29 protein-coding genes are annotated in these 25838 nt (G+C 42.2%); 19 read left to right on the top strand and 10 right to left on the bottom strand.

Annotation, left to right across the window (positions count from 1 at the left end; all coding sequences use genetic code 11):
- The first annotated feature begins 32 nt into the window (after positions 1–32).
- Genes ACT3IB_RS03555 through pssA form a run of 4 tightly spaced genes read left to right on the top strand, consistent with a single transcriptional unit; the run spans position 33 to position 4033 of the window.
- Positions 33–1178 carry a 1-deoxy-D-xylulose-5-phosphate reductoisomerase gene (locus ACT3IB_RS03555; protein WP_491537646.1) on the top strand — a complete coding sequence of 382 codons (1146 nt, stop codon included), beginning with the start codon at positions 33–35 and terminating at the stop codon, positions 1176–1178.
- A 15-nt stretch (positions 1179–1193) separates the two neighbouring features.
- Complete coding sequence (gene rseP, locus ACT3IB_RS03550; RefSeq protein ID WP_491537645.1) at positions 1194–2531, top strand: RIP metalloprotease RseP; 1338 nt, start codon at positions 1194–1196, stop codon at positions 2529–2531.
- Between the two features lie 16 nt (positions 2532–2547).
- Positions 2548–3201 (top strand): phosphatidylserine decarboxylase family protein, encoded by a 654-nt coding sequence (locus ACT3IB_RS03545; protein WP_491537644.1) that lies wholly within the window; start codon positions 2548–2550, stop codon positions 3199–3201.
- Between the two features lies 1 nt (position 3202).
- Entirely contained in the window at positions 3203–4033 is an 831-nt protein-coding gene (gene pssA, locus ACT3IB_RS03540) for a CDP-diacylglycerol--serine O-phosphatidyltransferase (protein ID WP_491537643.1), read from the top strand.
- Here the strand turns inward: pssA and ACT3IB_RS03535 are convergent.
- Positions 4030–4983 carry a PorV/PorQ family protein gene (locus tag ACT3IB_RS03535; protein ID WP_491537642.1) on the bottom strand — a complete coding sequence of 318 codons (954 nt, stop codon included), beginning with the start codon at positions 4981–4983 and terminating at the stop codon, positions 4030–4032. The genes pssA and ACT3IB_RS03535 overlap by 4 nt on opposite strands.
- A 407-nt stretch (positions 4984–5390) precedes the next feature.
- On the opposite strand from ACT3IB_RS03535, the gene trpE reads away from it, so the two are divergent.
- From trpE to ACT3IB_RS03485, 10 genes are all read left to right on the top strand, one after another.
- The gene (gene trpE, locus ACT3IB_RS03530; protein WP_491537641.1) at positions 5391–6866 is read left to right on the top strand and encodes an anthranilate synthase component I; all 1476 of its coding nucleotides are present in this window, start codon (positions 5391–5393) and stop codon (positions 6864–6866) included.
- Between the two features lie 134 nt (positions 6867–7000).
- Positions 7001–7990: a tryptophan--tRNA ligase gene (gene trpS, locus ACT3IB_RS03525; protein WP_491537640.1), complete on the top strand. Its 990-nt coding sequence runs from the start codon at positions 7001–7003 to the stop codon at positions 7988–7990.
- A 5-nt stretch (positions 7991–7995) separates the two neighbouring features.
- Complete coding sequence (locus ACT3IB_RS03520; protein WP_491537639.1) at positions 7996–8589, top strand: anthranilate synthase component II; 594 nt, start codon at positions 7996–7998, stop codon at positions 8587–8589.
- Positions 8586–9626, top strand: coding sequence for an anthranilate phosphoribosyltransferase (trpD, locus tag ACT3IB_RS03515; RefSeq protein WP_491537638.1), 1041 nt, complete (start codon positions 8586–8588; stop codon positions 9624–9626). The genes ACT3IB_RS03520 and trpD overlap by 4 nt, the downstream gene beginning before the upstream one ends.
- Before the next feature lie 3 nt (positions 9627–9629).
- Positions 9630–10445, top strand: coding sequence for an indole-3-glycerol phosphate synthase TrpC (gene trpC, locus ACT3IB_RS03510; protein WP_491537637.1), 816 nt, complete (start codon positions 9630–9632; stop codon positions 10443–10445).
- Positions 10446–11120, top strand: coding sequence for a phosphoribosylanthranilate isomerase (locus ACT3IB_RS03505; RefSeq protein WP_491537636.1), 675 nt, complete (start codon positions 10446–10448; stop codon positions 11118–11120).
- Between the two features lie 75 nt (positions 11121–11195).
- Positions 11196–12383: a tryptophan synthase subunit beta gene (gene trpB, locus ACT3IB_RS03500; RefSeq protein WP_491537635.1), complete on the top strand. Its 1188-nt coding sequence runs from the start codon at positions 11196–11198 to the stop codon at positions 12381–12383.
- Positions 12384–12443: 60 nt separating this feature from the next.
- Positions 12444–13256, top strand: coding sequence for a tryptophan synthase subunit alpha (trpA, locus tag ACT3IB_RS03495; protein WP_491537634.1), 813 nt, complete (start codon positions 12444–12446; stop codon positions 13254–13256).
- Positions 13257–13280: 24 nt separating this feature from the next.
- Positions 13281–14366, top strand: coding sequence for a DUF4837 family protein (locus ACT3IB_RS03490; RefSeq protein WP_491537633.1), 1086 nt, complete (start codon positions 13281–13283; stop codon positions 14364–14366).
- 52 nt (positions 14367–14418) lie between these two features.
- The gene (locus ACT3IB_RS03485; RefSeq protein WP_491537632.1) at positions 14419–15234 is read left to right on the top strand and encodes a methyltransferase domain-containing protein; all 816 of its coding nucleotides are present in this window, start codon (positions 14419–14421) and stop codon (positions 15232–15234) included.
- Positions 15235–15238: 4 nt separating this feature from the next.
- Here the strand turns inward: ACT3IB_RS03485 and galE are convergent, their stop codons facing one another.
- From galE to ACT3IB_RS03445, 8 genes are all read right to left on the bottom strand, one after another.
- On the bottom strand, positions 15239–16246 hold the full coding sequence (gene galE / locus ACT3IB_RS03480) for a UDP-glucose 4-epimerase GalE (protein WP_491537631.1): 1008 nt from the start codon (positions 16244–16246) through the stop codon (positions 15239–15241).
- A gap of 69 nt (positions 16247–16315) precedes the next feature.
- Positions 16316–16669 (bottom strand): taurine dioxygenase, encoded by a 354-nt coding sequence (locus ACT3IB_RS03475; RefSeq protein WP_491537630.1) that lies wholly within the window; start codon positions 16667–16669, stop codon positions 16316–16318.
- Between the two features lie 144 nt (positions 16670–16813).
- Positions 16814–17182: an acyl-CoA thioesterase gene (locus tag ACT3IB_RS03470; RefSeq protein WP_491537629.1), complete on the bottom strand. Its 369-nt coding sequence runs from the start codon at positions 17180–17182 to the stop codon at positions 16814–16816.
- Between the two features lie 104 nt (positions 17183–17286).
- On the bottom strand, positions 17287–18081 hold the full coding sequence (locus ACT3IB_RS03465; protein ID WP_491537628.1) for an alpha/beta hydrolase family protein: 795 nt from the start codon (positions 18079–18081) through the stop codon (positions 17287–17289).
- A 129-nt stretch (positions 18082–18210) separates the two neighbouring features.
- Positions 18211–18597 carry a VOC family protein gene (locus tag ACT3IB_RS03460; RefSeq protein ID WP_491537627.1) on the bottom strand — a complete coding sequence of 129 codons (387 nt, stop codon included), beginning with the start codon at positions 18595–18597 and terminating at the stop codon, positions 18211–18213.
- Positions 18598–18890: 293 nt separating this feature from the next.
- Positions 18891–19517 (bottom strand): tetratricopeptide repeat protein, encoded by a 627-nt coding sequence (locus ACT3IB_RS03455; protein WP_491537626.1) that lies wholly within the window; start codon positions 19515–19517, stop codon positions 18891–18893.
- A gap of 50 nt (positions 19518–19567) precedes the next feature.
- Complete coding sequence (locus tag ACT3IB_RS03450) at positions 19568–20203, bottom strand: class I SAM-dependent methyltransferase (RefSeq protein ID WP_491537625.1); 636 nt, start codon at positions 20201–20203, stop codon at positions 19568–19570.
- Complete coding sequence (locus tag ACT3IB_RS03445; protein ID WP_491537624.1) at positions 20200–21366, bottom strand: BtaA family protein; 1167 nt, start codon at positions 21364–21366, stop codon at positions 20200–20202. Before ACT3IB_RS03445 ends, ACT3IB_RS03450 begins: the two co-directional genes overlap by 4 nt.
- 143 nt (positions 21367–21509) lie before the next feature.
- Between ACT3IB_RS03445 and ACT3IB_RS03440 the strand changes: the two genes are divergently transcribed.
- From ACT3IB_RS03440 to fbp, 4 genes are all read left to right on the top strand, one after another.
- Positions 21510–21764, top strand: a complete 255-nt coding sequence (locus tag ACT3IB_RS03440; protein ID WP_491537623.1) for a DUF883 family protein — start codon at positions 21510–21512, stop codon at positions 21762–21764.
- Between the two features lie 54 nt (positions 21765–21818).
- Positions 21819–22938, top strand: a protein-coding gene (prfB, locus tag ACT3IB_RS03435) for a peptide chain release factor 2 (protein ID WP_491537677.1) whose coding sequence is annotated in 2 segments (ribosomal slippage) — positions 21819–21878 and positions 21880–22938 — 1119 coding nt in all. Because the reading frame shifts where the segments join, the coding sequence is not laid out codon by codon here.
- Entirely contained in the window at positions 22938–23522 is a 585-nt protein-coding gene (coaE, locus tag ACT3IB_RS03430) for a dephospho-CoA kinase (RefSeq protein WP_491537622.1), read from the top strand. The genes prfB and coaE overlap by 1 nt, the downstream gene beginning before the upstream one ends.
- Before the next feature lie 61 nt (positions 23523–23583).
- The gene (gene fbp / locus ACT3IB_RS03425; RefSeq protein WP_491537621.1) at positions 23584–24615 is read left to right on the top strand and encodes a class 1 fructose-bisphosphatase; all 1032 of its coding nucleotides are present in this window, start codon (positions 23584–23586) and stop codon (positions 24613–24615) included.
- Between the two features lie 49 nt (positions 24616–24664).
- Here the strand turns inward: fbp and ACT3IB_RS03420 are convergent, their stop codons facing one another.
- The gene (locus tag ACT3IB_RS03420; RefSeq protein WP_491537620.1) at positions 24665–25150 is read right to left on the bottom strand and encodes a DUF192 domain-containing protein; all 486 of its coding nucleotides are present in this window, start codon (positions 25148–25150) and stop codon (positions 24665–24667) included.
- A 217-nt stretch (positions 25151–25367) separates the two neighbouring features.
- Between ACT3IB_RS03420 and rimP the strand changes: the two genes are divergently transcribed.
- Complete coding sequence (gene rimP, locus ACT3IB_RS03415) at positions 25368–25829, top strand: ribosome maturation factor RimP (RefSeq protein WP_491537619.1); 462 nt, start codon at positions 25368–25370, stop codon at positions 25827–25829.
- The last annotated feature ends 9 nt before the right edge of the window (positions 25830–25838 follow it).

The following is a 25838-nucleotide window of genomic DNA, read 5'->3' as shown; positions in this document are numbered from 1 at the left end:
TTCAGAGCTCTTTTGAAATTGAATTACTGCTTTTGAAACAGAAGAATATTGTCATATTGGGTTCCACCGGTTCGATCGGTGAACAGGCACTGCAAATTGTTCGGGAGCATCCTGATCGTTTTAATGTGCTGGGTATCAGCTGTAACAGCAGTTGGCAAAAACTATTGGAACAGGTACGGAAATTTCAGCCGCGGTATGCGCTGGTTGCTAGTGATCAATATGCTGATGAATTAAGAGAAAAAATGCCCTCGAATACAGAATTGCTTGTTGGGCATGAGCAGTTGCTTGAACTTGCTACGCTTGAGGAGGCTGATGTAATACTAAACAGCTTGGTAGGATATTCAGGTTTTGAGCCTACCATTGAAGCCTTAAAGGCAGGTAAAAAGGTGGCACTGGCTAATAAAGAGTCCCTGGTTGTTGGGGGAGAAATCATAAATGAGCTAATTAAGCACGACAGAAGTCAGCTCATCCCGGTAGATTCTGAACACAGCGCAATGCTTCAGTGTTTGGTGGGAGAACCCATCGACAAAATAGAAAAGCTGGTTATCACGGCCAGTGGAGGACCATTTCGTACTTGGTCAAAAAAACAGATGCAAGATATTACGGTAGATGATGCACTTGACCATCCGAACTGGTTGATGGGGGCAAAAATTACCATAGATTCGGCCACGATGATGAATAAGGGGCTTGAAATAATTGAGGCTCACTGGATGTTTAACATGCCGTTAGAAAAAATTGAAGCGGTTGTTCATCCCCAAAGCGTGATCCACTCGGTGGTTACGTTTACAGATGGATCAAGTAAAGCCCAGCTGGGGCCCCCAACCATGCAGGTTCCTATTTTGTATGCGCTTACGTATCCGGAGCGTATAACGCTTGATGCTCCTCGATTGGATTGGCAGTCGGCTTTTGATTTGACGTTTGAACCGGTTGACTACGATCGGTTTCCCTGCTTACGTTTAGCAAATGAAGCTATTCAAGAAGGAGGATTAGCACCGGCTATTTTGAATGCGGCCAATGAGATAGCAGTAGAGCGATTTCTGAATAAAGAAATTACGTATATTGACATCCCAAAAATCATAGAATCGTGTTTGGATCAATTAAATAATTCGGGACCAGTTACGTTAGAATCATTGAAAAGCGTAGATCAACGAGCCAGAGAACTGGCACTAACTATATAAGAATTATCTTGTTTCATGGAGTGGATTGTAAGTTTATTATCAACGCTGGGAATTTTTGCGGCAGCCCTTTTAATTTTGGTGTTCTTTCACGAGTTGGGGCACTTTTTAGCAGCTAAATTGTTTGGAATGCGGGTAGAGCGCTTTTCGCTCGGATTTCCTCCTCGTATTTGGGGCTTCCAAAAAGGAGAGACGGATTACTGTATTGGGGCTACTCCATTGGGCGGTTATGTAAAAATTTCGGGTATGATCGATGAAAGCATGGACGATGATTACCTGGACGAAGAGCCTAAGCCCTGGGAATACCGGAGTAAGCCGGTGTGGCAGCGTATTATTGTGATTACGGCAGGAGTCATTTTTAACATGATTCTAGCCGTTGCTATTTATGCAGGATTGGCGTTTTCGAATGGAGAAACAAAGGTTAAGCTCGATAGCGTAGACCGTATTTACGTCGCAGAAAACTCCCTGGCTGCTCAAGTGGGATTTCAATCCGGCGACAAGTTGGTAGGTGTGAATGGGGAAGAAGTGCCTTATTTCCAGGATCTGTTTTCACCCAATAAAATGATGGCTTCTTCGCTAAGTTACATGGTCATGAGAGATGGACAGCAAGTTACAGTTCCTGTGGCTGATAGTCTGCTTGATGAGATAGGTCAACAGGGATTAATTACAGTTGCCAATGTTCTTCCCAGCAAAATTAGTCAAGTTGCTGAAGGAACACCTGCGGACAAAGCAGGTTTACAGGCAGGAGATCGTATCATAGAGATCAATGGGGAAAAAGTATCACACTGGTCTCACTTGGTTCAAGAAATAGGGAGCGCAAAAGATACTGTTTCTCTTGTTGTTGATCGATCAGGTCAGCAATTAGAATTTTCTATCCAACCTGGTGCTAATAATAAGTTGGGAATATACGCCCCTTCAGTAGCAGATGTTTTTGAGGTGGATAAATTTAATTATGACCTTTTTGCCTCTTTTGATGTAGGTGTTGATCGAACAAATCAGACTGTTTCGGCCATTATTGGGGGTTTCTCCAAGCTATTTTCTGGGGACATCTCAGTTCGGGACAATTTAGGTGGTCCGGTTGCTATTGCACAGTTAACGAAACAGGCTACTGATAGTGGTGGGTTTACTGGCTTCTGGAATATTATGGCATTTCTCAGTGTTACTCTTGCCATAATGAATATCTTACCCATTCCCGTACTCGATGGCGGTCATTTGGTGTTCTTGATCTATGAAGGAATTACCCGGCGCGAGCCTTCTCCCAAAGTACGAATGGCACTCCAGCAAATTGGATTTCTGCTCATCATAGCTCTCTTTATTTTTGTTACCTTCAATGATATTCTGCGACAGTTCGGCTAACTAAATATACCTATATATGTTTGCACGCGAGGGATATACAACTATATTTGTAACTGTTATCTTTGCATTAATCGTTAGTGGAATTGCTCGATACATTGAGCCCCATTGGACAGCCTATCTTCTGTATACGGCCATGGCCTTGTTGGTTGCTTTTATTTTGTATTTCTTTCGTGATCCCGATCGGGAAATAACCGTAGATGATAATGTGGTACTTTCACCGGCTGATGGAAAAATTGTACAAATTAAAGAGGTCGAAGAGGATAGATATATCAAAGGCCCTGCTACCCAGATTAGTATTTTTCTTTCTCCCCTTGACGTACACGTGAATCGGATTCCGGTAACGGGGACCCTGGAATATCTTGAATATGAGCCTGGGATTTTTCTTGCGGCTTATGATCACCGGGCTTCGGAGTTAAATGAGCGTGCTGATTTTGGAGTAAAGCATCCGTCAGGGGCAAAAATATTTTTTAGACAAATTACCGGACTTCTTGCACGTAGAATTGTTTATCATATCGAAAAAGGGGATAAACTCGAGGTCGGAAATAAATTCGGAATGATGAAGTTTGGTTCCAGAATGGATATACTTGTTCCGCCGGAAGTCGAGGTGAATGTCTCGGAAGGCGAAAAAGCCGTAGCCGGAAAGACAATTTTAGCTACTATCACCCCATAAGATGAAATATCCCATACAAAAGTGGAAACGATTTCGTCGTCGTAGAAAGCGTAAAAAAAGAAAAAATGGTCGTTCAAGGAAGCAGATTCCTCGCACCGTCATTCCCAGTTTTTTTACGTTGATGAATTTGTTCTGCGGTTTTTTGGCTATTATCAGTATTGCTGAAGGACGCTTGTTTTTTGGGGCATGGCTTATTGTTTTTGCGGGACTCTTTGATGCGCTCGATGGATTTATGGCACGCCTCTCTAACGCCACCAGCCAATTTGGTATCGAGTTAGATTCTATCAGCGATGTAGTCTCATTTGGAGTGGCACCGGGTTTTCTGTTGTATTCATTCGGACTGGCAGAACTCCCATTTGTAGGAATTATTCTAAGTGCCTTGCCACCACTCTGTGGAGCAGTACGTCTGGCTCGCTATAATGTGGATGTTCAGGAAACGCAGGAAGATTTTTTTAAAGGACTTCCCATACCGGGGCAGGCCATCATGATTGCTGCTTTTTATCTTACTTTCTATAATCAGCTTGAGTTATTTGAAAGCTTTGAATACGGAATAAACGCCATTTTAATTCCATTGATTATTCTTCTTTCCTTTCTGATGGTTAGCACTATTCCCTTTGATAAAATGCCAAGTTTTGATAAACAGTCAGTTCGAAAACATAAAATTAAGCTTTCCCTTTTTATTGTGTACGGAATACTAATTCTTCTTTTTCAGGAAGTGGGATTAATGATTGTATTTTCCATTTTTATCCTGAAGGGGATCTTAGTAGGAGCTTACCTGTTTTGGAAAGAGGCTTTTGGTGACGATGAGCTTTTTGATGAAAGCGCTGGCTAAAATCGGTAGCTTAGGCCTAAGGAGTGCACGGTCCCAAATCCCGTCTTAAAAGGAATAATAGCATAATTTGCTGATATTGATTCCATATCCAAACCCAGGCCCGCACTCCAGGGACGAACGGTATCTCCGGTTTTATAACCTGTTCTTAAAGCAATAATATTTGCCAGTAAAATCTCTACTGCAATATTGGTATAGAGGTTATTAGAGCTATTTGTCTGAGTGGTTTGCTGAGAATCCTTTAGCGGATAAACGAGATCATTTTTTAATGCTATGGATATTGGAAAGTTTTTATTCTGAGGTGGTGTAAAGGAGAATAACTTAGCACTAAACCCAGTTCTGAGCGTAGTAGGAAGTTCGGTTGATTGGTTTCTGAGCTTGTTCATTTTTCCAAGGTTTAATAAGGCGGCGCCGATCCGAATACGACCATTCAAAAAGTCCCCCGCGGTACCCAAACTAGCAGTATATCCTGATGCGTTATAAATGTAATATTCTTCTCGCAAATATTGCAGTGTGATCCCCAAGGCTAAAGGTCCTATCCGGTGGGCATAGCCTCCGCTCAGTGAAATAGTGCTAATATTAAACGTTCCATCGGGCGGACCCGGTTGGTTTCCTCGCAACGGTATATTATCGGCCTCTGAGGTCAGGAATCCAAAGGCAAGAGCCCGATGGTTTTTGCGTAGGTTTACACCGGCATGAGTGTTCGTAAGGTCGCCAATCCACAAAGTATAGTCGGCATTGAGGGTTGAACTGTTTTCTATCGCTAAGTTGGCAGGGTTGGAATACAGACTGGTAGCTCCCAAGAGTTCTGCGGTTACGGCCTCATTTAATCCCAAGGCTTGTGTGCCCGGACCAATGCTCAAAATATCGAGACCAGAATCTTGGGCAGTAGCAGAAATTCCTAAAAATAGGAACACAAAAAAACTTAAAATGCTTGTAGAGTTACAACTCATGGTCTTAGGTTTCTTCCAATGTGGTTTTGGATCTTATAATTGTTCGTTTTATTCGACAAGTGATACTTCCCGTGGGAAGAAAAGTATTCTTATATTGGAATTATCATTATCCTAGCTATCTAATTAGCACTCAAATATAGTTGTTATTACTTCGAAATAAACTTTTTGATTTTCGGTTTGACGGATACTATCTTCAGAGCGTTATGAAAAAATCGACTCATAAAAATATCAGTTGGTGGTGGCCTGTTAAGCAACATATGCAGGCAGTGGCATTTTTATGAGTTAGTTTGAAGAAAAGAATTCTTTAGAGCCCACTGCAGGAAACTGGAGTGGGCTTTTTTGTTTATTGACTGAGATATAATCAAATGGTGTGCTGAATTTGTTTCAGCATCTATAACAGAAATTTTATGCAATTAGCTAAATTTAAAAAATTAGCAAAAGATTATACGGCCGTGCCGGTTTATCGGCGACTAATGGCCGACGTACTAACGCCGGTTTCACTTTTTCTATCACTGCGTAAAGGTGCTGATTATCCATTTTTGTTGGAATCTGTAGAAGGCGGAGAACAAGTAGCACGATACTCCTTTTTGGGACGCAATCCCTATCAGGTTCTAAAATACGATGGGGAACAGGTAAGCTTGCAGCAAGATGACAGCAAAGCAGTTCTTGAACGGCCGTATTTTGATGCGCTTAAAGAATTAACAACTCAGCACAGTGAACCTAAACTGCCTGATTTGCCACGATTGACCGGAGGGGCTGTTGGTTTTTCATCCTATGATACGGTACGCGAAGTAGAAGAATTGGGCGATGTTCCGAAAGACGATCTGAATATCCCGGAGGCTATCTGGGCATTTTATGATGAAGTGTATGCTTTTGATCATGTAAAACAGCAGGTGATTATCATTAAAACAGTTTTTGTGGATGATAAGAACGAAAAATCTGCTGAGGCTTTGTTCAAAGATGCACAGCAATCGCTTGATGATATGGAGGAACTTGTTTATCAGCCCGAGCGCTCAACCGATTCGTTCTCCATCAATCCGGATAATCTTAGCAGTAATATTGCGAAGCCTGACTTCGAGCAGATGGTTGAAAAGGCCAAGGAGTATATTTATGAGGGTGATATCTTTCAGGTAGTGCTATCTCAACGATTTGAAACGGATTTTAGTGGAGATCGCTTTATGTTATATCGCGCGCTTCGGATGGTAAATCCGTCGCCGTATCTGTTCTTTCTTGATTTCGATGATTTTGGATTGGTAGGTTCATCGCCAGAGGTATTGGTCCGCGTGCAGGATGAAACCGCACAGTTACTGCCAATTGCAGGGACACGTCCCCGGGGTAACACGCCAGAAGATGATTTAAAACTGGAGGAAGATCTCAAAAACGATCCCAAGGAATTAGCTGAGCACGTTATGCTGGTCGATTTGGGACGCAACGATCTCTCACGTGTCTGCAAACCTGCCACAGTAAAGCCGGTCCGCGAGCAGGTGATCGAACGGTACTCTCACGTTATGCATATTGTGTCGGACGTGAAGGGAGAATTGGCCGATAATAAAACAGCGGTTGATGCCCTTAAACACTGTTTTCCGGCAGGGACGGTCAGCGGGGCGCCTAAAATCCGGGCCATGGAAATTATCGACGAACTGGAACCCACCAAGCGCGGTCCGTACGCAGGTGCTGTTGGTTATTTCGATTTTTCCGGGAATATGGATACCTGTATTGTGATTCGAACCATGCTTGTTACCGAGTCAAAAGTGTATATTCAGGCCGGTGCGGGTATTGTGGCTGATAGCGATCCTGAAAAGGAATATGTGGAAACACAAGATAAGGCTGGGGCACTGGTAGAAGCGCTTAGCGTTGCTTTGTCAATAACAGATGGAGATTGAATAGATTTAAAATAAAAAGTGTCATGCTGAACTCCTTTTAGCATCTAGACCATAATTATTATAGGTCCTTAAATAACTCCTAGATGACACAACGAACAACTTTTTAAAATAATTAATTAGAAAAACTAGCACCAATGAAAACAATATTATCAGGCATACAATCGTCGGGAAAACTTCATTTAGGCAACTACTTTGGAGCGCTGCGACAGCATATTCAAATGCAGGAAGAAGGCGATGCCTTTTATTTTATTGCAAACTATCACTCTCTGACATCCATTAATGACGGGGAAGAAATTTATCAGAACACCATAGATGTTGCACTTGATTACCTGGCACTGGGATTGGATCCCAATAAAGCGACGTTTTTTGTTCAGAGTGATGTGCCTCAGCACGCCGAGCTGGCGTGGATTCTGGGAACTTTTTGCCCGGTAAGTCTAATGGAAAAAGGCGTTGCCTATAAAGATAAGGTAGCACAGGGACTGAAACCGAACATTGGTTTGTTTACATATCCTATTCTACAGGCGGCAGATATTTTGATGTATAATGCGGACTTAGTGCCCGTCGGACAGGATCAGAAGCAGAATATAGAAATTTGCAGAGACTTGGCCGGCAAATTTAATCACAAATATGGAGGTGAGTATTTAAAGTTGCCTGAGCCGCATATTTTGGAATCCGTGGCAGTTGTGCCGGGCATCGACGGACAAAAAATGAGTAAATCCTATGGCAACACTGTTGGCATTTTTGATGAGGGAAAGGAGCTAAAGAAAAAGGTGATGTCTATCCAAACTGATTCGACACCATTGGATGAGCCCAAAGACCCCGAAAGTTGCAATGTATTTGCGCTGATTAAACTTTTTGCTGATGAGGAAAAACAGAAAGAAATTGCACAGAAGTACCGTGATGGAGGTTATGGTTATGGGCATGCTAAGAAGGAATTGTTGAGCATGATTGAGGAGTATTTTGCAGAGGCACGGGCCAAACGCAAAGAGTTATCTCAGGACTTAGATACCGTTCGGGATATCCTCAAAGAAGGAGGTAAGAAGGCCAGAGAACGTGCAGAAGAAGTCATGGAACCGGTCCGTGAGGTTACAGGATTGTTTAAAACCTACGATTTCACAAGTTAAAAATTATGATTTTAATCATAGACAATTACGATTCCTTTACTTACAACTTGGTGCATATTGTTGCGGAGTATACGGATGATTACAAAGTGATCCGTAATGATGATCTTACCGTGGAGGAAGTAAAGGAGCTGAATCCCGACAGGATACTAATTTCACCCGGCCCGGGACGTCCGGCTGATGCGGGCATTACCGAGCCAATAATCAAAGAGTTGGGTCGAGAGACGCCCATTTTAGGGGTGTGTCTTGGTCACCAGGCGATTGGGGAAGTATTTGGAGGAAAAATAATTCATGCTCCCAAATTGATGCATGGCAAGACTTCCCAAATAAATCATGATGGAAAATCGGTATTTCAAAATATACCGGATGGCTTTACTGCTACACGTTATCATTCGTTAGTGTTAGATCCCGATCAAATTCCTGAGGAGTTAGAAGTGTCTGCTCACAGTGAGGATGGGGTAATTATGGGAGTACGCCACAATCAATGGCCCCTTGAGGGCATACAGTTTCATCCCGAAAGTATCCTAACTACCGAAGGACCTAATATTATCAAAAACTGGATGCTACAGACCGATAATGAATTTAAAACTGCTATAAAATGATTGATTTTAAACAGATTTTAGAGAAACTGGCCCAGCGCCAGGATTTAACTCCTGAAGAGGCGCGATCAGCTCTGCAGGCTATATTGGAGGGAAAAGTAGAAGACGAGAAAACCTCGGCTTTTTTACTGGGGATGCGTTCAAAAGGGGAAACCATCGAAGAACTCACCACCTTTGTCAAAGTAATGCGAGAAGCAGCGGTCAGTCCCGAAGTAGACGTTGAAGGAGCTGTTGATTTGTGTGGCACCGGAGGCGATGGTCTGGGAACATTTAACATTTCTACCGCTGCTATGTTTGTGGTTGCCGGGGCGGGTGTTCCGGTACTAAAGCACGGTAATAGAAGCGTATCGAGCAAGAGTGGAAGTGCAGACGTGCTGGAGGCGCTCGATATTGTGGCTACATTGCATAAGAAACAGATCGAGCAGGTTTTTGAGGAGGTAAATGCCTGTTTTATGTTTGCGCCTAACTTCCACCCGGCAATGAAACATGTAATGCCGGCCCGTCAAATTTTAGGTATCCGATCTTTCTTTAACACGATGGGACCGCTACTTAATCCAGCCGGGGTACGTCGACAGGTGGTGGGAGCTTTTGATAAGCGAACGGCGAAGCAGATAGCTATGATTCTATCTAATCTGGATTCAGAACGAGTATTTAGCGTTCATGCCCGCGATGGGTTGGACGAGTTTAGCCTGAGTGCTCCTACATTTATTCATGAAATTGAGGATAATTCTTTTGTGGAGGAACGGGAATTCAACGCCTCTTCATTAGGTTTCGAACCTGTCAGCTTGCAAGAGTTACAAGGTGGTGATCAGTATTACAATGCTGATATTATTCGGTCTGTTCTACAAGGGAAGGGGGAAGATCCTCACCGCAATATCGTGTTGCTTAATGCAGCTTTTGGAATTCACGTTTCGGGAAAGACAGACTCACTTGAACAAGCGAAACAGATGGCCACAGAAAGTATTGATTCTGGTGCTGCTCTGAACGTTTTACAACGGATGAGTGAGGCTACTAATGATATTATGGAGTCGACCCCGTAAGTTATGGCAAATATCCTCGAAGAAATAGTTGAACAGACAAAAATTGATCTTAAAAAGCGGAAGCGTAAAGTAAGCTTTAGTGATCTGGGAGATATGGAGCTTTTTGAACAGAATCCGCTAGATTTTTCTAAAGCGCTGCAGCTTGAAAACGATGTGGCTATCATTGCAGAAATTAAAAAGGCTTCTCCGTCAAAAGGACTAATTCGCCCCGATTTTGATCCCCAAAAAATAGCCGGGCAATACCAAGAGGGAGGAGCTTCTGCGATATCTGTATTGACAGATGAGCCGGCTTTCCAGGGAAGTTTGGAGTATCTGGAGATCGTTTCACGCGAAGTGGAGCTTCCGGTATTGCGCAAAGATTTTATCGTGGATCCCTATCAGGTAAAAGAGGCAAAATCTTATGGAGCAGATGCCGTTTTACTAATTGCAACTATTATGGAGGGCAGCCAACTTGATGAACTTCTGCATGCCACAAATGAGTTTGGCTTACAAGCTCTGGTCGAATGTTATTCGGAAGAGGATATCGAATATGTTAACTTTGATCATGCTGATATTTTGGGTGTAAATAATCGCGATTTGCGATCGTTTGAGGTTAATCTTCATCGCGGTATTGAGTTACTGCATAAAGCTCCAGAGGATACAGCGCTGGTATCCGAAAGTGGACTTGGGACACCGGAAGACTTGAAACTGCTTTATGACGAGGACATTCACGCCGCATTGATTGGAGAATACTTTATGCGTCAGCAAGATCCCGGCGAAGCGGTAAAGGAAATGAAATCAAAATTAATCAATTTAATTACCAAAGAAGGCAAAGAGTAAATGTTTGCAGATCCGGAAGAACGAACAAAAGTAAAAATTTGTGGAATCACTACGCTAGAAGATGCTCGCTTTATTTCAGGAGCACTGGCGCACTATATGGGGTTTGTTTTTTATGAAGATAGCCCGCGGCACGTTACGCCCGCAAAGGCGGGTGCGATGATCAATTGGTTGCATGGACCGGAATGTGTAGGTGTTTTTGTGAATCAGCCGTTGGATGATGTGAATATGATTGCTCGTCAAACGGGGATTGATTTTGTACAGCTGCACGGTAATGAAAATCCGGATTATTGTTCACTGGTTGATAAACCGGTGATTAAAGCTATCCATGTTTCGGAAGAAGATAATGCATCAGAGTTAGATGATCGTATAGAACCGTATCTTGACCATGTGGAGTATCTGCTTTTTGATACAAAAATTGAGGGCAAGTGGGGCGGTACGGGACAGGCTTTTGATTGGTCTGTGTTGGATCAGGTTTCTCAGGGCATACCGTATTTTTTGGCGGGTGGGTTGAATCCGGATAACATTCGCAAGGCTTGTGAGGAGGTTCATCCGTTTGCAGTAGATGTTTCGAGTGGATTAGAGGGTAAACCGGGGGTAAAAGATTTTGACAAGGTTGATGCCTTTATGGAAGAGATGCGTGATATCTGGGAGAAACAAGAGGTTGGGGAATTGTAGTTTTGAGTGAGATTAGAATTTTAACAGCAAGCATCATCCTGAACTTGTTTCAGGATCTATAGAAAAAATGTGATTATGAAATACGATTTACCGACGAAGGAAGGATATTACGGCGAATTTGGAGGCAAGTTTGTCCCGGAAATTTTGATTCCCGTACTGGAAGAACTGGAAGAGGCGTATAATGATGCCTGGAATGATGACAGTTTCCAGAAGGAATATCGGCAACTGCTTAATGAATATGTGGGCCGTCCGACAAAGTTAACTTATGCCAATCGTCTGACCGATCACTATGGGAAAGCCAAAATATACCTAAAGCGGGAGGATCTTTGTCATACCGGAGCGCATAAAATCAATAACGCCATTGGCCAGATTTTGCTTGCCCGGCGCATGGGCAAAGATCGAATAATTGCCGAAACGGGAGCAGGTCAGCACGGTGTGGCCACGGCTACTGCTTGCGCAAAGTTTGGTGTGGATTGTATTGTATATATGGGTGCTGAGGATATGGAGCGTCAAAAATTGAATGTTGAACGCATGCGGTTGCTGGGCACGGAAGTGCGTCCTGTTACTAGTGGATCCCAAACGCTTAAGGATGCTACAAACGAAGCTATTCGTGATTGGGTGACCAATGTTGAAGATACGTTTTATATTATTGGGTCGGTTGTTGGACCACATCCGTATCCCAAGATGGTTCGAAACTTCCACCGGGTGATTGGAGATGAAACCCGCAGACAATTAGCTAAGGCAGAAGGACGTAAATCCCCGGACTACCTCTTGGCTTGTGTGGGAGGCGGATCCAACGCAATAGGCATTTTTTATCCTTTTATTGAGGATGAATCGGTGCAAATGTATGGACTTGAAGCTGCAGGATTAGGTGCAGATACCGACCAAACGGCTGCTACACTTAGTATAGGGCAACCCGGTGTGCTCCATGGGTCTATGAGTTATTTGCTACATAACTCCGAGGGGCAAATTCAGCTGGCTCACTCTATTTCAGCGGGTCTTGATTATCCCGGTATTGGTCCTGAGCATTCTTACCTACATAAAACCAAGCGTGTGCATTATAAAGCTATTTCTGATGATCAGGCGATGGATGGCGTCAAACTCCTTTCCGAAACCGAGGGTATTATTCCGGCGCTGGAAACAGCTCATGCTGTCGCTTATTTGGATGAGCTGATGCCCAGGACATCTAAAGATGAAATTGTGGTGTTGAATTGCTCTGGTCGGGGCGATAAAGATATGAGTACGATCTCAAAGAATTTATAAGCTGAATAAAATTTTAGCGTGATCTTGAAATAAGTTCAGGATCTACAAATCCCTTAATCTATGATTCAGACAGAAAATAGAATAGCACAGCTTTTTGAACGTCATGATGGTTCAGAAAAAATCATGAGCCTGTTTTTAACGGCCGGATATCCCGATCCACAAGCTACCGTTGATCTTATTTTAGGGTTTGAGGAAAATGGGGTTGACCTGGTTGAGTTAGGCATGCCCTTTAGTGATCCCTTAGCCGATGGTCCGACTATTCAATATTCAAGCAATGTAGCAATAGAACAGGGGATTACGATGAAGAAGATTCTGCACATTGTAGAGCAAGTGCGAGAGAAGTCACAGATTCCCATTATTTTAATGGGATATATTAATCCGGTGCTACGGTATGGTGTGGAAGGATTTTGCGAAGATGCTGCAAATGCCGGCGTTGATGGACTCATTATCCCCGATATTCCGATAGAAGAATCGGGAATTTTAAAAAACGAAGCCGATAAAAACGGGTTACCAATGATTTATCTTGTGGCTCCCAATACCTCTGATAAGCGAATGCGCAAGATTGATGAGCAATCACAGGGGTTTGTATACTGTGTGTCGGTTACGGGGGTTACAGGAGCACGGGAGGGCGAAGAGGTTGCAAAGTCGGTTCAGCGGTTTATTGAACGCGTCAAAGAGAATGTAACCCAAAATCCGAAAATGGTTGGGTTTGGGATTAAATCCCACGAAGATGCCCAGCGCATAGCAGCCGATATGGATGGCTATATTGTAGGAAGTGCGCTTATTGATACCATTAGGGAACATTATCCTGAGGAGGGATGGAAGGATGAGGTGTTTGCTTTTGTTAGAAGGTTAAAGTATGGTAAAGAATAAAATTTTAATGTCATTATTAAGGCTATGAAATCAGTATTAAAATTATCAGTATTTATTCTTCTTGTTACTGTTTGGGTTGGCTGTGAGGGTGATTACCGCCAAAAGGCTCGAGGTAGTTTTGGTGAAGTTGTTGTAATTATGGACTCTACCCAGTTTGAAAGTGAGACGGCCAAAGCTTTGCGCGAAACGTTTGGGGGATGGATTCAGACGATTCCGGGAAAACCGCCGCGCTTTGATCTTCGATTTCAGGATTTTAATACAAATAAGCAGCTGGAACAGCTTAAGCGATATCGCAATTTGATTGTGGCTGCTCCCATCGATGACACCACAAATACCGGAGAACTGCTTCGTGCGTTATTAGGCGATGAAATTGAACGACAGGTTCGAGAAGGTGAGTCATTTGCGTTTCCACTCAAAGATCACTGGTATCGTGATCAGTGGCTCATGCTGTTATCCGGGCAGTCAGATTCGACACTTGCACAGCAGATTCGAAATTCTCAAGAAACGCTAACCAATAATTTAATAGATAAGGAGATTCAGCGCTATACTCGCGAGATCTATGATCGAGGCGAGCAAGTGGCCCTGGCCGATAGTATATGGCAAGCAGAAGGGTGGAGAATGCGAATTCAGCATGACTGGATTAAAAATATTGATACTACCTACTCTCAAAATGGCCTGGAACAACATTTCATGACCATGCGACGTCCGCTCCCCGAAAATGATCGCTGGTTTTGGATGTGGTGGAGAGAAATGGATGATGCTACCCATGTTGATGAAGAGTGGATTAATACCAAACGAGATTCCCTCAACGAGCAGTGGATTCGCGGTTCGCGTGAGGAGTCGTATGTAACTACGGCATACAACCGTCCGCATGAGACTGAGCAGTTTATGCATAACGGTGATTTAGCATTTGAGACCTTAGGCGTTTGGACCATGACAAATGATGCCATGGCCGGCCCATTTGTTAATTTGACGGTGTATGACGAAGAATCACAGCGCTTATTTATGTTGGAGTTTGGTCAATTTGCTCCCAAATATGATAAGCGTCGTTTTGTGCGCCAGTTCCGAGCCATGATTCGTACCTTTAAAAGCGATTCTACCTGGCAGTAGGATCAAGGTAATATAGCATCAGAGGAATAAGATATTCGTTGATTTTTAGTTTATGGATGACCAACATTCCCTAACTGATAGTGGAGTAAAGGCAGAAATAGCTGATTCTTTCGGTAGAGCTGCTTCATATTATGACGAGCATGCATCGGTACAAAAAGAAGTGGCAGAGCGGCTTATTGCCTCGCTTCAGCCGTGGAGAGATATTATACCATCTGGTCCAATTATCGAATTGGGAGCGGGAACAGGATTTGTGACGAAGGGGGTGGCTGACTTATATCCCGGTAGAGAAATCCAAGTTACGGACCTTTCAGAAGGTATGACACAATTCTGCCGGACCAAGTTTGCCGACTATGATAATTTAACCTTTAAGGTAGGTGATGCTGAACGGGTACCCGAAGTTGATGATCCGTATTACGCTATGACGGTGAGTGGATTTACTGCACACTGGTTCAATCATCCGGCCCAAACGTTGGCAAAATGGTTAGAAATTACGAAACCTGGCGGATTATTATTGGCGTCCTTTCCCGGGAATGAGAGCTTCCCGAAGTGGAAAAAGCATTGCCAAGAGTTGGGATTGCCATTTACAGCTAATGAACTGCCCGATGTTGAAGAGATGGTCATCAAAATGTCGGTAGGTCCAGCACAGGTGGATTACTATGAAGATACCATAACCCACGAGTATGAAAGTGCTAAAGACTTTTTTGGTCAACTTAAAAGTTTAGGTATGAATACCCTGAAGAAGGGCCGACAGTTAACATCAAAAGAGCTCTCACTTCTTGTTGACCACTGGGATTCTTCAACAGAGGGAAAAATTTCTGTTGACTATCATATCGTCTTTTTGGCCGTAAAAAGAGATTACGACTCGTAACAGGTTAATATCCTTCGGGATTTTGTGATTGCCAGCGCCAGGAATCTTTGCACATATCTACGATGTCTCGTTTTGCTTTCCAGCCGAGTTCTTTTTCGGCTTTGGTGGGATCTGCATAGCAACTGGCGATATCTCCGGGACGCCGATCGGTTATTTTATAAGGTACGTCTTGTCCTGAGGCTTTCTCGAATGCATTTACCACATCCAGAACACTGTATCCTTGTCCGGTACCGAGATTATAAGTTACTACCCCCGGATTTGTTTGTAATTTTTTAAGTGCCTTAAGATGTCCTATGGCCAAATCTACAACATGAATGTAATCACGAACGCCTGTGCCATCGTGGGTTGGATAATCATCCCCAAAAACAGAAAGCTCGTCAAGCTTGCCCACTGCCACCTGGGTGATATAGGGCATCAGATTGTTGGGTATATCGTTTGGATCTTCCCCAATACGGCCGCTTTCATGAGCACCCACGGGATTGAAATACCGGAGCAGGGCTATGTTCCAGATGTCGTCAGAGACATGTAAATCGCGTAGTATCTTTTCAATAAAGAGCTTAGTGCGTCCATATGGATTAGTAGCTGTCAATGGAAAATCTTCTTGGATAGGTACTGTTTCGGGATCACCGTACACCGTGGCCGAAGAGCTGAAGACAATATCTGTAACATTGTGTTGGGCCATCACTTCGCATAGGTAAATGGTGCCGGTAATATTGTTGTGATAATAGGAGAGAGGTTTTTCTACGGATTCGCCCACTGCTTTAAATCCCGCAAAATGGATTACCGAGTCGACCTCATGGTTGGTAAAAACCTCATCTAGCCCTTCCTTATCAAGGAGGTCAGTTTTGTAGAATGTTAGTGACTTGCCCGTGATTTCTTCTACCCGATTAAGAGCTTCTCTCTTACTGTTGCTGAGGTTGTCAACAACGATGACGTCTTCGTTATTCTCTAACAGTTCTACAACAGTATGACTACCGATAAAACCGGCACCGCCGGTGACTAAAATGCTCACAATTTATTGGGTTTTAAGTTTGGTGAATTCTAATGCATACCAAATATAGATACTATCTGGTAAAAAGCATTAATTCTGTGCTTTCGCAAGGTGGGTTAGTTCTTCTTGAATAGTTGAACAAATACTGCTCATCTTATCAACGGATTTTTCAAGTTCTTCATTGTCGGCATTATCATCGAGCAAATTTTTGGCGTGCTCATATTCATCTACGACCTCATCAGCTCCCATCATTTGCGCACCCGGCTTAATTTTGTGTCCGGCTTTTCGAAGATCGGTCATATTTCTGTCTAAAAGATGTATGCGATAATTTTCGATAAACTCATCAAAAGAAGTAACTCCGGCTTCACAAAATTCAGCGACATACTCTGAGTCCTTAAAAAGCATATCGATAATCTTATCGGCATCGATAAACTGATAATTCATGTACGATCTCCTGTCTTAGATGATATTGCTTTTCTGATGTTTAACGCTGTGTTACAAATAACGCAGCGCCTCAAACTAACAAAATGAAATCGAATAAGCTTAAATATTATTACATTCTCACTCATATTAGAGAATTTAAATATGCTATTCGTTTTGAGGTTCATTAATACCATGAGGTGCCGGTTTTCCATCTACAAGATGTACAAATACAATTTTGTCGATCTTGATGATGGTTTCTTTCGTAAACTTATGGCGTACCTCACATCGGACTGTTATTGAACTCCTGCCGAATTTGACCGTTTCCATACCAATTTCAATGATATCTCCAAGTCCTGCCGAGCTAACGAAATCGATTTCAGACATATATTTGGTTACAATGTTGCCTTTATCGAGCTGACAGGTAACAAATATTGCTGATTCCTCATCAACCCAGCTAAGTACAGTTCCACCGAACAATGTACCATGGGCATTTAAATCCTGAGGTTTAATTAGTTTGCGACTAAAAAATTGCATAGCTAAATACCGGTTTGAAAATTATTACAAATCTTTTGTTTACCAATCTATAAAAACTAGATGAAGATAAGAGTCTGATAGTGCATTATAAATACTTTTCTATACTATGCATTGACATTTATAATCCATTGCAGTAATTCCCGCCAGAGCGTTTTCCGAAGGTCTTGTTTCAAAGATCCAAAATGCCCAATAGATTTTCTATTATAAGATTCGGGTCTGATTTGCCTAAAGGTCTGTTGGGTGGAAGGGTAGTATTCGAGTAGCTTTTTAACGGCTTTTGGCGGACCAAAATAATGATCGTCGGCAAAGCCTAATGACAGAAGCGGAAAGTTAAGACTCCGATACTGTTGAAACTCATGTTTGGAAATAAAATCCCATAAATAATTTTTAGATTTTCCCCAATCGGCCCATTCTTTGGCTACTCCCGCGGGAATATTGGTAGAAGAAAGTTGTAAAGTCCGCGCAGGAAAATCCTCAAACCAAGGTGCTATAAGGGTTATTGAATGCCAAACCCCCAAGAGGCCCAGTTGATGTGGAAAGGGCCATAACTTCCAATAGCCTGATCCTGAAGCAATAAAGATGGCAGCATCAATTTTGGAAGCTTGGTTTGCCAATCCTAAAAGTTGTCCCCCACAGCTGTGTCCTAAGTAGATAAGTTTATTGGGATTCCAATATCCAATGGACCATTCTAATGCAGCGTTGATATCAAGATTCCCCCAGTCGTACATGCGGATTTCTGAACCGGAGAATCTATTACTTTGTGATTCATGCACGCCGCGGTAATCGAAACAGAGTACACAAAAACCATGTTCTGCAAAGAATGAGGCCAGCTTAAAATAAATATATCGGGGAACCCCCAGCGCCGAACCGAATACCAAAGCTCTATTTTGGTTTGTCATTTTGGAACTGAATGTCGTAGCTCTCAGTGGAAAGCCGTCTTCAGCTTTAATGGTAACATGATTTTGTATTACTGGCGCGATGACAGAAGTTTTTATGGTGAGATTAAGATAAATCCTTTAGAGTGTAGATTATGCATCCACAGGCTCCCAAAGTTCAACCTTGTTTCCTTCCGGATCCATAATCCATGCGAATAACCCAAATTCAGTATCTTCAATATCTCCAATCAGGTTAATTCCTTCCGACTTTAGTGCTTCAGCCAGTTCTTTCAGATCATCCACAATAAAATTAAACATAAAATCTTTATTGCTGGGCTCTAGGTATTCTGTATCATTATGGAATGGACTCCATATAGTATACCCCTTGGAGGGACGCTCGGTATTATTGTTCCAATTAAATGTATACCCACCATAACTTTTATCGATAGGAACGCCAAGATGGGTTTTGTACCATGTAGCCAATTCTTTAGGATTATCCGCTTTAAAAAAGATACCTCCAACACCTATAACTCTTTTCATAATCTTATACACTAAATATTTATGTGTGGTCAAATGCCATTTTATACTAAAATTACTTGTATCCCAAATAAAAAAAGCCGCCCGATAACGGCGGCTTGTGAACCTGGTAATCAGATTGGATTATAAGTAGTAGGTGCCCGATTAAGGCAGCACCCGTTGAGAGGCAATCACCACCGTTATCATTAATCAGAAAATTGAGTTACGCTTCTACTCCAAGACTAAAATGGGTTCCCGGGAAGTATTCTCCACCTCCCGTTGTTCCATGCAGAAAATCGTTGTCTTTGGGACTCAACTCAGGAGTTTTGTAAAGCCTTTTGGCAGGCTTCTAAATCGTTCTTTGCCGGCTCATAATCGGGTGCAATTTCCAGGCACTGCTCAAAATAGGAGATGGCCTCCTCATACTGTTCGAGGTGCTTTAACAAATATCCGATATTATTATAAGCCTCGTGAAATTCGGGATCCAGCTCTATAGCTTTTTTGTAACAGCGACCCGCTTCCATGCTATCATTACTTCGTAGATAATGGTTACCCAGATTGAAATATCCCATGGGATCTTCGGGATTTATTTCAGTGATGTACTCAAATAATTCACGGGCCTTTTCATCTTCATTTGCCAGTTCATAGATATCCGCAAGATTATTTAAGGCAGGCACATAATCGGGTTTGATATCAAGTGCATCCATGTAGTGAGTTATGGCCTTTTCAATATCCTTTTTCTCATAAAATGTATTGGCAAGGTTAAAATGAATTCTAACAGCTTTAGGTTGTTGTTTGAGGGCCTGTTGATAGTAGTCTATGGCCTGATCATAATCTCCGAGCATGTGATATCCAATGCCCAGTTCGTTAAGCAGGTCGCCGTCGTTGGGGGATTCTTCAAGTTCTTTTTTTATTTGCGCGATCTGTTGTTCAATTTTTTTCATAGTCGGCTAAGATAATAAAAGATGCAGATGAACTCATTCGATAATAGTGCTTAATTTTTTTTACCAATAAACTGAAAATAATTCCAAAGTCCGAGGTAGGCCCGGTGAAAACTTATTCGGTTTGGCTCGAAATTATTTTTCAAGCGGGGATATAGATCACCCGAAAAATCCACGTGATTAATTTCCATCCATGTTTTAAACCATGAAAAAGGGGAGGTATGGAAATCAACGACCGCAAGATATCCATTCCGATTGAGATTGGTTTTTAGCTCACTTATCAGCTTGGAATATTCTGTTCCCATCATAGTCAGTGAGTAGGAAAGTAAAATGAGATCGTAGGTTTCTTCATTTAGGCTACCGGGGCCATAACGCATTTTTTTAAGTTTGATAGAAGAACCTGCATTTTTTTGCCGTGCCTTTTCAAGCATATGAGGAGAGACGTCCACTCCCGTAATTTGTGCATCAGGAAACCGCTGTTTCAGCTGAATGATGTTTTTACCTGTTCCACATCCCACCTCCAGAATACTTGGACTGGTCGGTAAGGAGGGGATTTGTTTAATTAGTGCTGATCGTCCGAATAAAAAACTCCATCGGGTTGCATCATATATCCGGGAGTGGAGCCGATAATAGTAAGTAATATTATCTATATGCTTCTTTTTAGTTGATACTTTGGAATTATTACTCATAATACTGTGGCAAGATGGGTGGATTCGTAGGTCCCGACGCGATCCTTTTTGTGCAGGGATTCTGTCAATTCCGGATGAAAGCGAGTGTTCTCAAAAACGAACTTCGGCAGGAAGTTAGGTTTAGGCATGGCTGATCGAAATAAAATGCGTGCACCACTTTGGGCATGGTCCAGTATTTGTCTCCATTGGCTGGCAAGTTGGTCAGGTTTCGTAAATGCCATCCAGTCTTGATGGTCCAACAATACAAAATGAGAGTAGGTCTTCTTGCTTTTTTGAAGAGCTTGCAACAGGGAAGAGGTTTGAGTTTCAATACGATGGGTGCGCTTTTCTAAAGTCCGAAAGTTTTTTCTTAGTAAGTACTTAGGACAACAATCAGAGGTATAATGCCCTGTCAGGTACACGCGCCAAAAATAATTATCTGTGATCGGCAGTTTTGTAAATACTTGTCGCAAGGATTGGCGAATAAATTCCAGCAGGCCGTTTTCGTACTGTTGTTCAATCATCTTCCGTTGACTGGCCGGCACGCCAAGCATCGTCATGGTAGCATGACGTTCAATAAGCCATTTTGAAAAGGGATTCCAAAGCTGCGGTTCAATTTCGTGAAAATAATACGCTTGTTCTTCTAAACTTGCGGCGGATAATAGGTTTTCTACAGCTGGTGTTAATCCTTTTCGTTTAATCTGATTATAAACAGTGCGGGCCACCTTTCCGGAAGTACCGCTGAAATAGAAGCTGTCATTTGATGACCGAGGACTAAAGCTGTAGATATTTCTATCCCAGAATTGCTGTCCTTGCTCTGGTAATAATGTTCTTAATTGTTGGCGATAGATGAACTCAGCTCCAGATTTTTGCCCCTGCCCAAAAAAATCCCATAAAAGGGTATGGTTGCCGTTTTTAAAAACAGCTTTTTTAAGTTCCAGCAGGGCATTTTGGGTGGGATTAATATCAACGCAATGAATATGAGCAACGTCATCAAGCAGATAGTCCAAAGCGTTATCTCCTGCGCTGGTTAGCATCAGGATATTGCTTTTGGAGTCAAGATTTAACAGAGCTCGATCTATCCGTGGATCCTCCCAACAGGTGTTGTATACGAGGTTGCCAGAGGTGATCGTGTCAAAGATACGCCGCTGTAGCTGCTGAACAATGTCGGATATTAGTTTCATGGAACGGCTTAAACTAACGTTTTCATATGTAAATAATATGAATCACTTTTGAGAGTTTTTACTGGCAAAAAAATATAATTTAAAAATGTGATTCGATGCAGAATTTGTATCTTTGAGTAACCCGAAAATAAAGGACTACAATTATGGCTGATAATAAGGACAAATCGAAAGAGAAGAGTGAAGCAACAACCGAGGAGAAGGAACACGAAAAAATTAAAGGCTATAAAAAGCTGATTGATCGACTGAAGAAAGAACGTAATGAGCTTGAGGATGAGATAAACCGGGATTATCGTGAAGCCCGGCGATACGTTCGTTCTCATCCTGAAGAAGGTGTTCTTATTGGTTTTGTAGGAGGTATTGCTTTGGGATATATCCTGGGCAAACTGGGACGAAGGTAATTAGCATTAAATTTTAAATGGAATAAAAGAAGGGTTATTGTGAGTACAACAACGATTAATTCAGAGAATATTGACGAATTATTTGAGCGCGTTGATGCGCTCAGGGGGTATCTTTGACTATGATCAACGCAAAGTAAATATTATCGAGCTTCAAGAGCAGACGCAGGATCCAAGCTTTTGGGATGATCCCGATGAGGCCCGTCGTATAATGAAAAAGCTGGATCATGAAAAGAGTATGGTCAAAAGCTGGGACCGGTTGGATGAGCTGCGTGAAAGCATCAAGGTCTATCAAGAGTTTCTTGATGAGGGTGAAGATATAGGCGATGAGTTGCAAAATGAGATCAAGAAGCTTGAGAAAGGTGTTGAAGATCTTGAATTGCGAAATATGTTGCGCGGCGATGATGATCACCGTGATGCTGTTCTCTCCTTTAACCCGGGAGCCGGCGGTACCGAGAGCCAAGATTGGGCTGAGATGTTGTATCGCATGTACACTCGGTGGGCAAAGAAGCATGATTATGAGATTTCCGTAATGGAATATCAGCAGGGCGATGTTGCCGGTCTGAAAAGTGCAACCATACAGGTTGAGGGAGAGTTCGCCTACGGATTTTTGAAAGCAGAAAGCGGGGTGCATCGATTGGTGCGTATTTCTCCCTTCGACAGCAATTCGCGTCGACATACCTCATTCTGCTCGGTGTTTGTATCTCCATTGGTAGATGATACTATCGAAGTAGATATTGATGAGAGTAAAGTTGAGCTGCAGCGTTTTCGTGCGAGCGGTGCGGGCGGCCAGCATGTGAATAAAACAGAAACTGCAGTCCGGCTAATTTGGGAAGGAGAGCTTTCTGATGGTACCGAGAAGCGGGTAGTTGCAGAGTGTCAGCAGGAACGATCCCAGAAGCAGAATCGCGAAAAGGCGATGACATTGCTGAAGTCGAAGATTTACGAGTTGGAAAAGCAGATAAAAGAACGCAAAAAGCAGAAGCTCGAAGACTCGAAAAAAGATATAGAATGGGGTTCACAGATACGGTCTTATGTATTTCATCCCTATAATATGGTGAAAGATCATCGTACCGATTACGAAACCTCTAACACCGATGCGGTTATGGATGGGGAGCTCGATGAGTTTATCAACGAGTATCTGCTCACTATTTCAGCATCCGACCAAACAGAATAATGATTACTGTAGGCGTTACCGGTGGTATTGGTAGTGGCAAGTCCACAGTGTGTGACATTTGGGCAAGATTAGGGGCTTATGTTCTTAATGCTGATGATCTTGCAAAGCATGTAATGGCAACTAATACCGAAGTAAAACAGCAGTTGGTTGATCGTTTTGGATCAGAGTCATTCTTAGAGGATGGGAAATTAAACACCGAGCATCTGGCAAACGAAGCATTTGAAAAAGGACGTGTTGAAGAATTAAATGCTATTGTTCATCCGAAGCTGCCGGAAGCAGCTTCCCGGAAAGTGGAGGAAGCTGAAGCACAGGGGTACGACATTTTTGTTTACGAAGCCGCTTTATTGTTGGAGAATTTAGAACCCGGTTCACTGGACTATATCGTACTGGTATTAGCTGACGAAGACCATCGAATTGAGCGTGTAAAAAAGCGTGATAACAGCTCTGAAGATGAAATAAGACAGCGTATACAAAAACAACGTAATTTTGAGAAAGTGACTGATCGGGTAGACTATGTTATCCGTAACAATGGAACACTTGAGGAACTGGAAAAGAAAGCCGAAATTATATATCACAGTTTTTAATCTGAGCGTGAAACAAAGATACATAAAAATCATAAATATTGATTAGCAAAAGAGGGAAGGTATGGTAGACCGTAAAAAAAATCGTGTCATTACGCTTGAAGAGTATATCATTCAGGCACAGAATAAATTTCCCGGTGCCACGGGTGAACTATCTCAATTACTCCGCGATATTGGTCTGGCAGCGAAAATTATTTCAAGAGAGGTAAACAAAGCTGGAATCACAAATATATTGGGAGAAGACGGATCAACGAATGTGCATGGCGAAGAAGTAAAGAAGCTGGACCTTTTCGCCGATAAGCAACTTATTTCGGCGCTGAACCGGTCGGAAATTACATGTATGGTCATTTCCGAAGAAAATGATGGAATTGTCGAACTTGATAATGAAGGGGGGAAATATATTGTCTACTTAGATCCGCTTGATGGTTCTTCAAATATTGATGTAAATGTCTCTATAGGAAGTATTTTTTCTATTTATATGCGCCAAAACCCCGATACCAAGCAGCTGAGTGAAGAAGATGCGTTGCAATCAGGTGTAAAGCAAGTGGCGGCAGGTTATGTGTTGTATGGGTCGAGTACCTTAATGGCATATACAACAGGCCTCGGAGTTTCGGTATTTACCCTAGACCCAAGTATAGGTGAATTTATTTTATCAGATGATGATGTAAAGATACCTGATCACGGGACTATCTATAGCGTGAATGAAGGTAGTTACCACTCTTGGGATGAAGGACTAAAAAAATACGTGAAGTATTGTCAGGTTGAAGATCCGGATACCAGCAGGCCTTATAAGGCACGGTATATTGGGTCGATGGTAGCGGATGTGCATCGAACACTTATTACCGGTGGAATTTTTATTTATCCCAATAGCAGCCAATACCCAAGCGGTAAACTGCGTCTGATGTATGAATGTAATCCGTTAAGCTTTTTAATTGAGCAGGCAGGTGGAATGGCTATTGATGGGGAAGGGCGTATTTTAGAAATTGAACCTGAAAGTATTCATCAAAGGACCCCAATTTTTATTGGATCAAAAGAGAATGTTTTAAAAGTGAAAGAGTTTCTTCATGAATATAAGCAAGAAACAATTAATGCATAAGTTCTCGTAGGGGATAAATTGGCAACTCTGTAATCAACGGAGAAATTACTTATTCAAACCGTACTTTTGTCCCTTCTTGAATGTCATGGGAAACTGAAAATCCACCATTTGTTTCAATGACATATTTTGCGGGTTTCTCCGATTCAAAACTTTTTTCGGAATAAGGTTGAGCGTTTTGGTGGATACGCACAATTTCAAAACTTTCATTTACAAACATGATATCCAATGAGAGGGGCGTGTTAGCCATCCAAAAGCTTCGGGGTTGGTTTTTGTCAAAAATAAATAACATGCCTTTATCGGATGGCATCTCACGCACATCCATTAATCCTTGGCTTCGCTCTTTATCGTTATCGGCTACTGCTACATCAATGGTAGCCAGGGTATCATCATCGGCATCTAAAAAAGCAACTGATTTTTCGTAGGTAAGGGTGCGGCCGATAGTTTTTTTGTTGTCATTTGTTTTTTCTTGCTCCGAGCAGCTGAAAAAAGTCAGGGAAGAAAACAGGACGGCTATCAGTATGAAGGTATTTCTCATTTTAGTAAAATGGGTTTCAATTATTTTTACGACTGTAAGTATAGTAAAGTTTGATCAATGCTTGTAAAAAGTTAATGGTTACTTTGCTACCTATGAAACAAGTGGGAAAAGAGTTCCCAGGTCAGTTGTTTTTTAGACGTATTAACGGTATCTTTGATCACTTAAAGTGAGCGCCGAGAGGTCCTCACTTTTTTTTGTACCTAAAAATCAGAAAATCGTGCAAAACGAAGTTACAAATAAGATTTCAGAACTTGCAGAATCAGTATTATCAACAACTGATTTTTTTCTTGTGGATGTTGAGATTAAAGGCGGAGATACACCCGAAATTTGGGTGTCGATAGATGCCGAAGATCGCGGTGTAAACATGGATGAATGTGCGGAAGTTAGTAATGAGCTTAGTTTTTTGATGGATGCTCATGATGTTTTTTCTGGCAGATACCGTATTAATGTTTCATCTCCGGGATTAAGCCGGCCGCTGGTTGATCGTCGTCAATATCCCAAAAATGTAGGGCGCAAAGCAAAATTTAAGTTTAAAAACGACGGTGAATACACCAAGGTTGAAGGTACTTTAAAAGAGGTTGACGATGACCACGTTGTTGTAGGTATAGATGATGAGTCAACGAAGAAAATTTTATTTGACGACCTGGTTGAGACAAAAATAATTCCTTCATTTAAATAATTTTAAGCA

The sequence above is a fragment of the Fodinibius sp. GM21 genome (assembly GCF_058386955.1).
This window is presented reverse-complemented; position numbering and strand designations above follow the sequence as displayed.

What these genes read in the sequence shown, in the direction of transcription:
- rseP (WP_491537645.1), top strand. Translation starts at nt 1,194, where the DNA reads ATGGAGTGGATTGTAAGTTTATTATCAACGCTGGGAATTTTTGCGGCA.
- ACT3IB_RS03545 (WP_491537644.1), top strand. Translation starts at nt 2,548, where the DNA reads ATGTTTGCACGCGAGGGATATACAACTATATTTGTAACTGTTATCTTT.
- pssA (WP_491537643.1), top strand. Translation starts at nt 3,203, where the DNA reads ATGAAATATCCCATACAAAAGTGGAAACGATTTCGTCGTCGTAGAAAG.
- ACT3IB_RS03535 (WP_491537642.1), bottom strand. Translation starts at nt 4,983, where the DNA reads ATGAGTTGTAACTCTACAAGCATTTTAAGTTTTTTTGTGTTCCTATTT.
- trpE (WP_491537641.1), top strand. Translation starts at nt 5,391, where the DNA reads ATGCAATTAGCTAAATTTAAAAAATTAGCAAAAGATTATACGGCCGTG.
- trpS (WP_491537640.1), top strand. Translation starts at nt 7,001, where the DNA reads ATGAAAACAATATTATCAGGCATACAATCGTCGGGAAAACTTCATTTA.
- ACT3IB_RS03520 (WP_491537639.1), top strand. Translation starts at nt 7,996, where the DNA reads ATGATTTTAATCATAGACAATTACGATTCCTTTACTTACAACTTGGTG.
- trpD (WP_491537638.1), top strand. Translation starts at nt 8,586, where the DNA reads ATGATTGATTTTAAACAGATTTTAGAGAAACTGGCCCAGCGCCAGGAT.
- trpC (WP_491537637.1), top strand. Translation starts at nt 9,630, where the DNA reads ATGGCAAATATCCTCGAAGAAATAGTTGAACAGACAAAAATTGATCTT.
- ACT3IB_RS03505 (WP_491537636.1), top strand. Translation starts at nt 10,446, where the DNA reads ATGTTTGCAGATCCGGAAGAACGAACAAAAGTAAAAATTTGTGGAATC.
- trpB (WP_491537635.1), top strand. Translation starts at nt 11,196, where the DNA reads ATGAAATACGATTTACCGACGAAGGAAGGATATTACGGCGAATTTGGA.
- trpA (WP_491537634.1), top strand. Translation starts at nt 12,444, where the DNA reads ATGATTCAGACAGAAAATAGAATAGCACAGCTTTTTGAACGTCATGAT.
- ACT3IB_RS03490 (WP_491537633.1), top strand. Translation starts at nt 13,281, where the DNA reads ATGAAATCAGTATTAAAATTATCAGTATTTATTCTTCTTGTTACTGTT.
- ACT3IB_RS03485 (WP_491537632.1), top strand. Translation starts at nt 14,419, where the DNA reads ATGGATGACCAACATTCCCTAACTGATAGTGGAGTAAAGGCAGAAATA.
- ACT3IB_RS03475 (WP_491537630.1), bottom strand. Translation starts at nt 16,669, where the DNA reads ATGAATTATCAGTTTATCGATGCCGATAAGATTATCGATATGCTTTTT.
- ACT3IB_RS03470 (WP_491537629.1), bottom strand. Translation starts at nt 17,182, where the DNA reads ATGCAATTTTTTAGTCGCAAACTAATTAAACCTCAGGATTTAAATGCC.
- ACT3IB_RS03465 (WP_491537628.1), bottom strand. Translation starts at nt 18,081, where the DNA reads ATGACAAACCAAAATAGAGCTTTGGTATTCGGTTCGGCGCTGGGGGTT.
- ACT3IB_RS03460 (WP_491537627.1), bottom strand. Translation starts at nt 18,597, where the DNA reads ATGAAAAGAGTTATAGGTGTTGGAGGTATCTTTTTTAAAGCGGATAAT.
- ACT3IB_RS03455 (WP_491537626.1), bottom strand. Translation starts at nt 19,517, where the DNA reads ATGAAAAAAATTGAACAACAGATCGCGCAAATAAAAAAAGAACTTGAA.
- ACT3IB_RS03450 (WP_491537625.1), bottom strand. Translation starts at nt 20,203, where the DNA reads ATGAGTAATAATTCCAAAGTATCAACTAAAAAGAAGCATATAGATAAT.
- ACT3IB_RS03445 (WP_491537624.1), bottom strand. Translation starts at nt 21,366, where the DNA reads ATGAAACTAATATCCGACATTGTTCAGCAGCTACAGCGGCGTATCTTT.
- ACT3IB_RS03440 (WP_491537623.1), top strand. Translation starts at nt 21,510, where the DNA reads ATGGCTGATAATAAGGACAAATCGAAAGAGAAGAGTGAAGCAACAACC.
- coaE (WP_491537622.1), top strand. Translation starts at nt 22,938, where the DNA reads ATGATTACTGTAGGCGTTACCGGTGGTATTGGTAGTGGCAAGTCCACA.
- fbp (WP_491537621.1), top strand. Translation starts at nt 23,584, where the DNA reads ATGGTAGACCGTAAAAAAAATCGTGTCATTACGCTTGAAGAGTATATC.
- ACT3IB_RS03420 (WP_491537620.1), bottom strand. Translation starts at nt 25,150, where the DNA reads ATGAGAAATACCTTCATACTGATAGCCGTCCTGTTTTCTTCCCTGACT.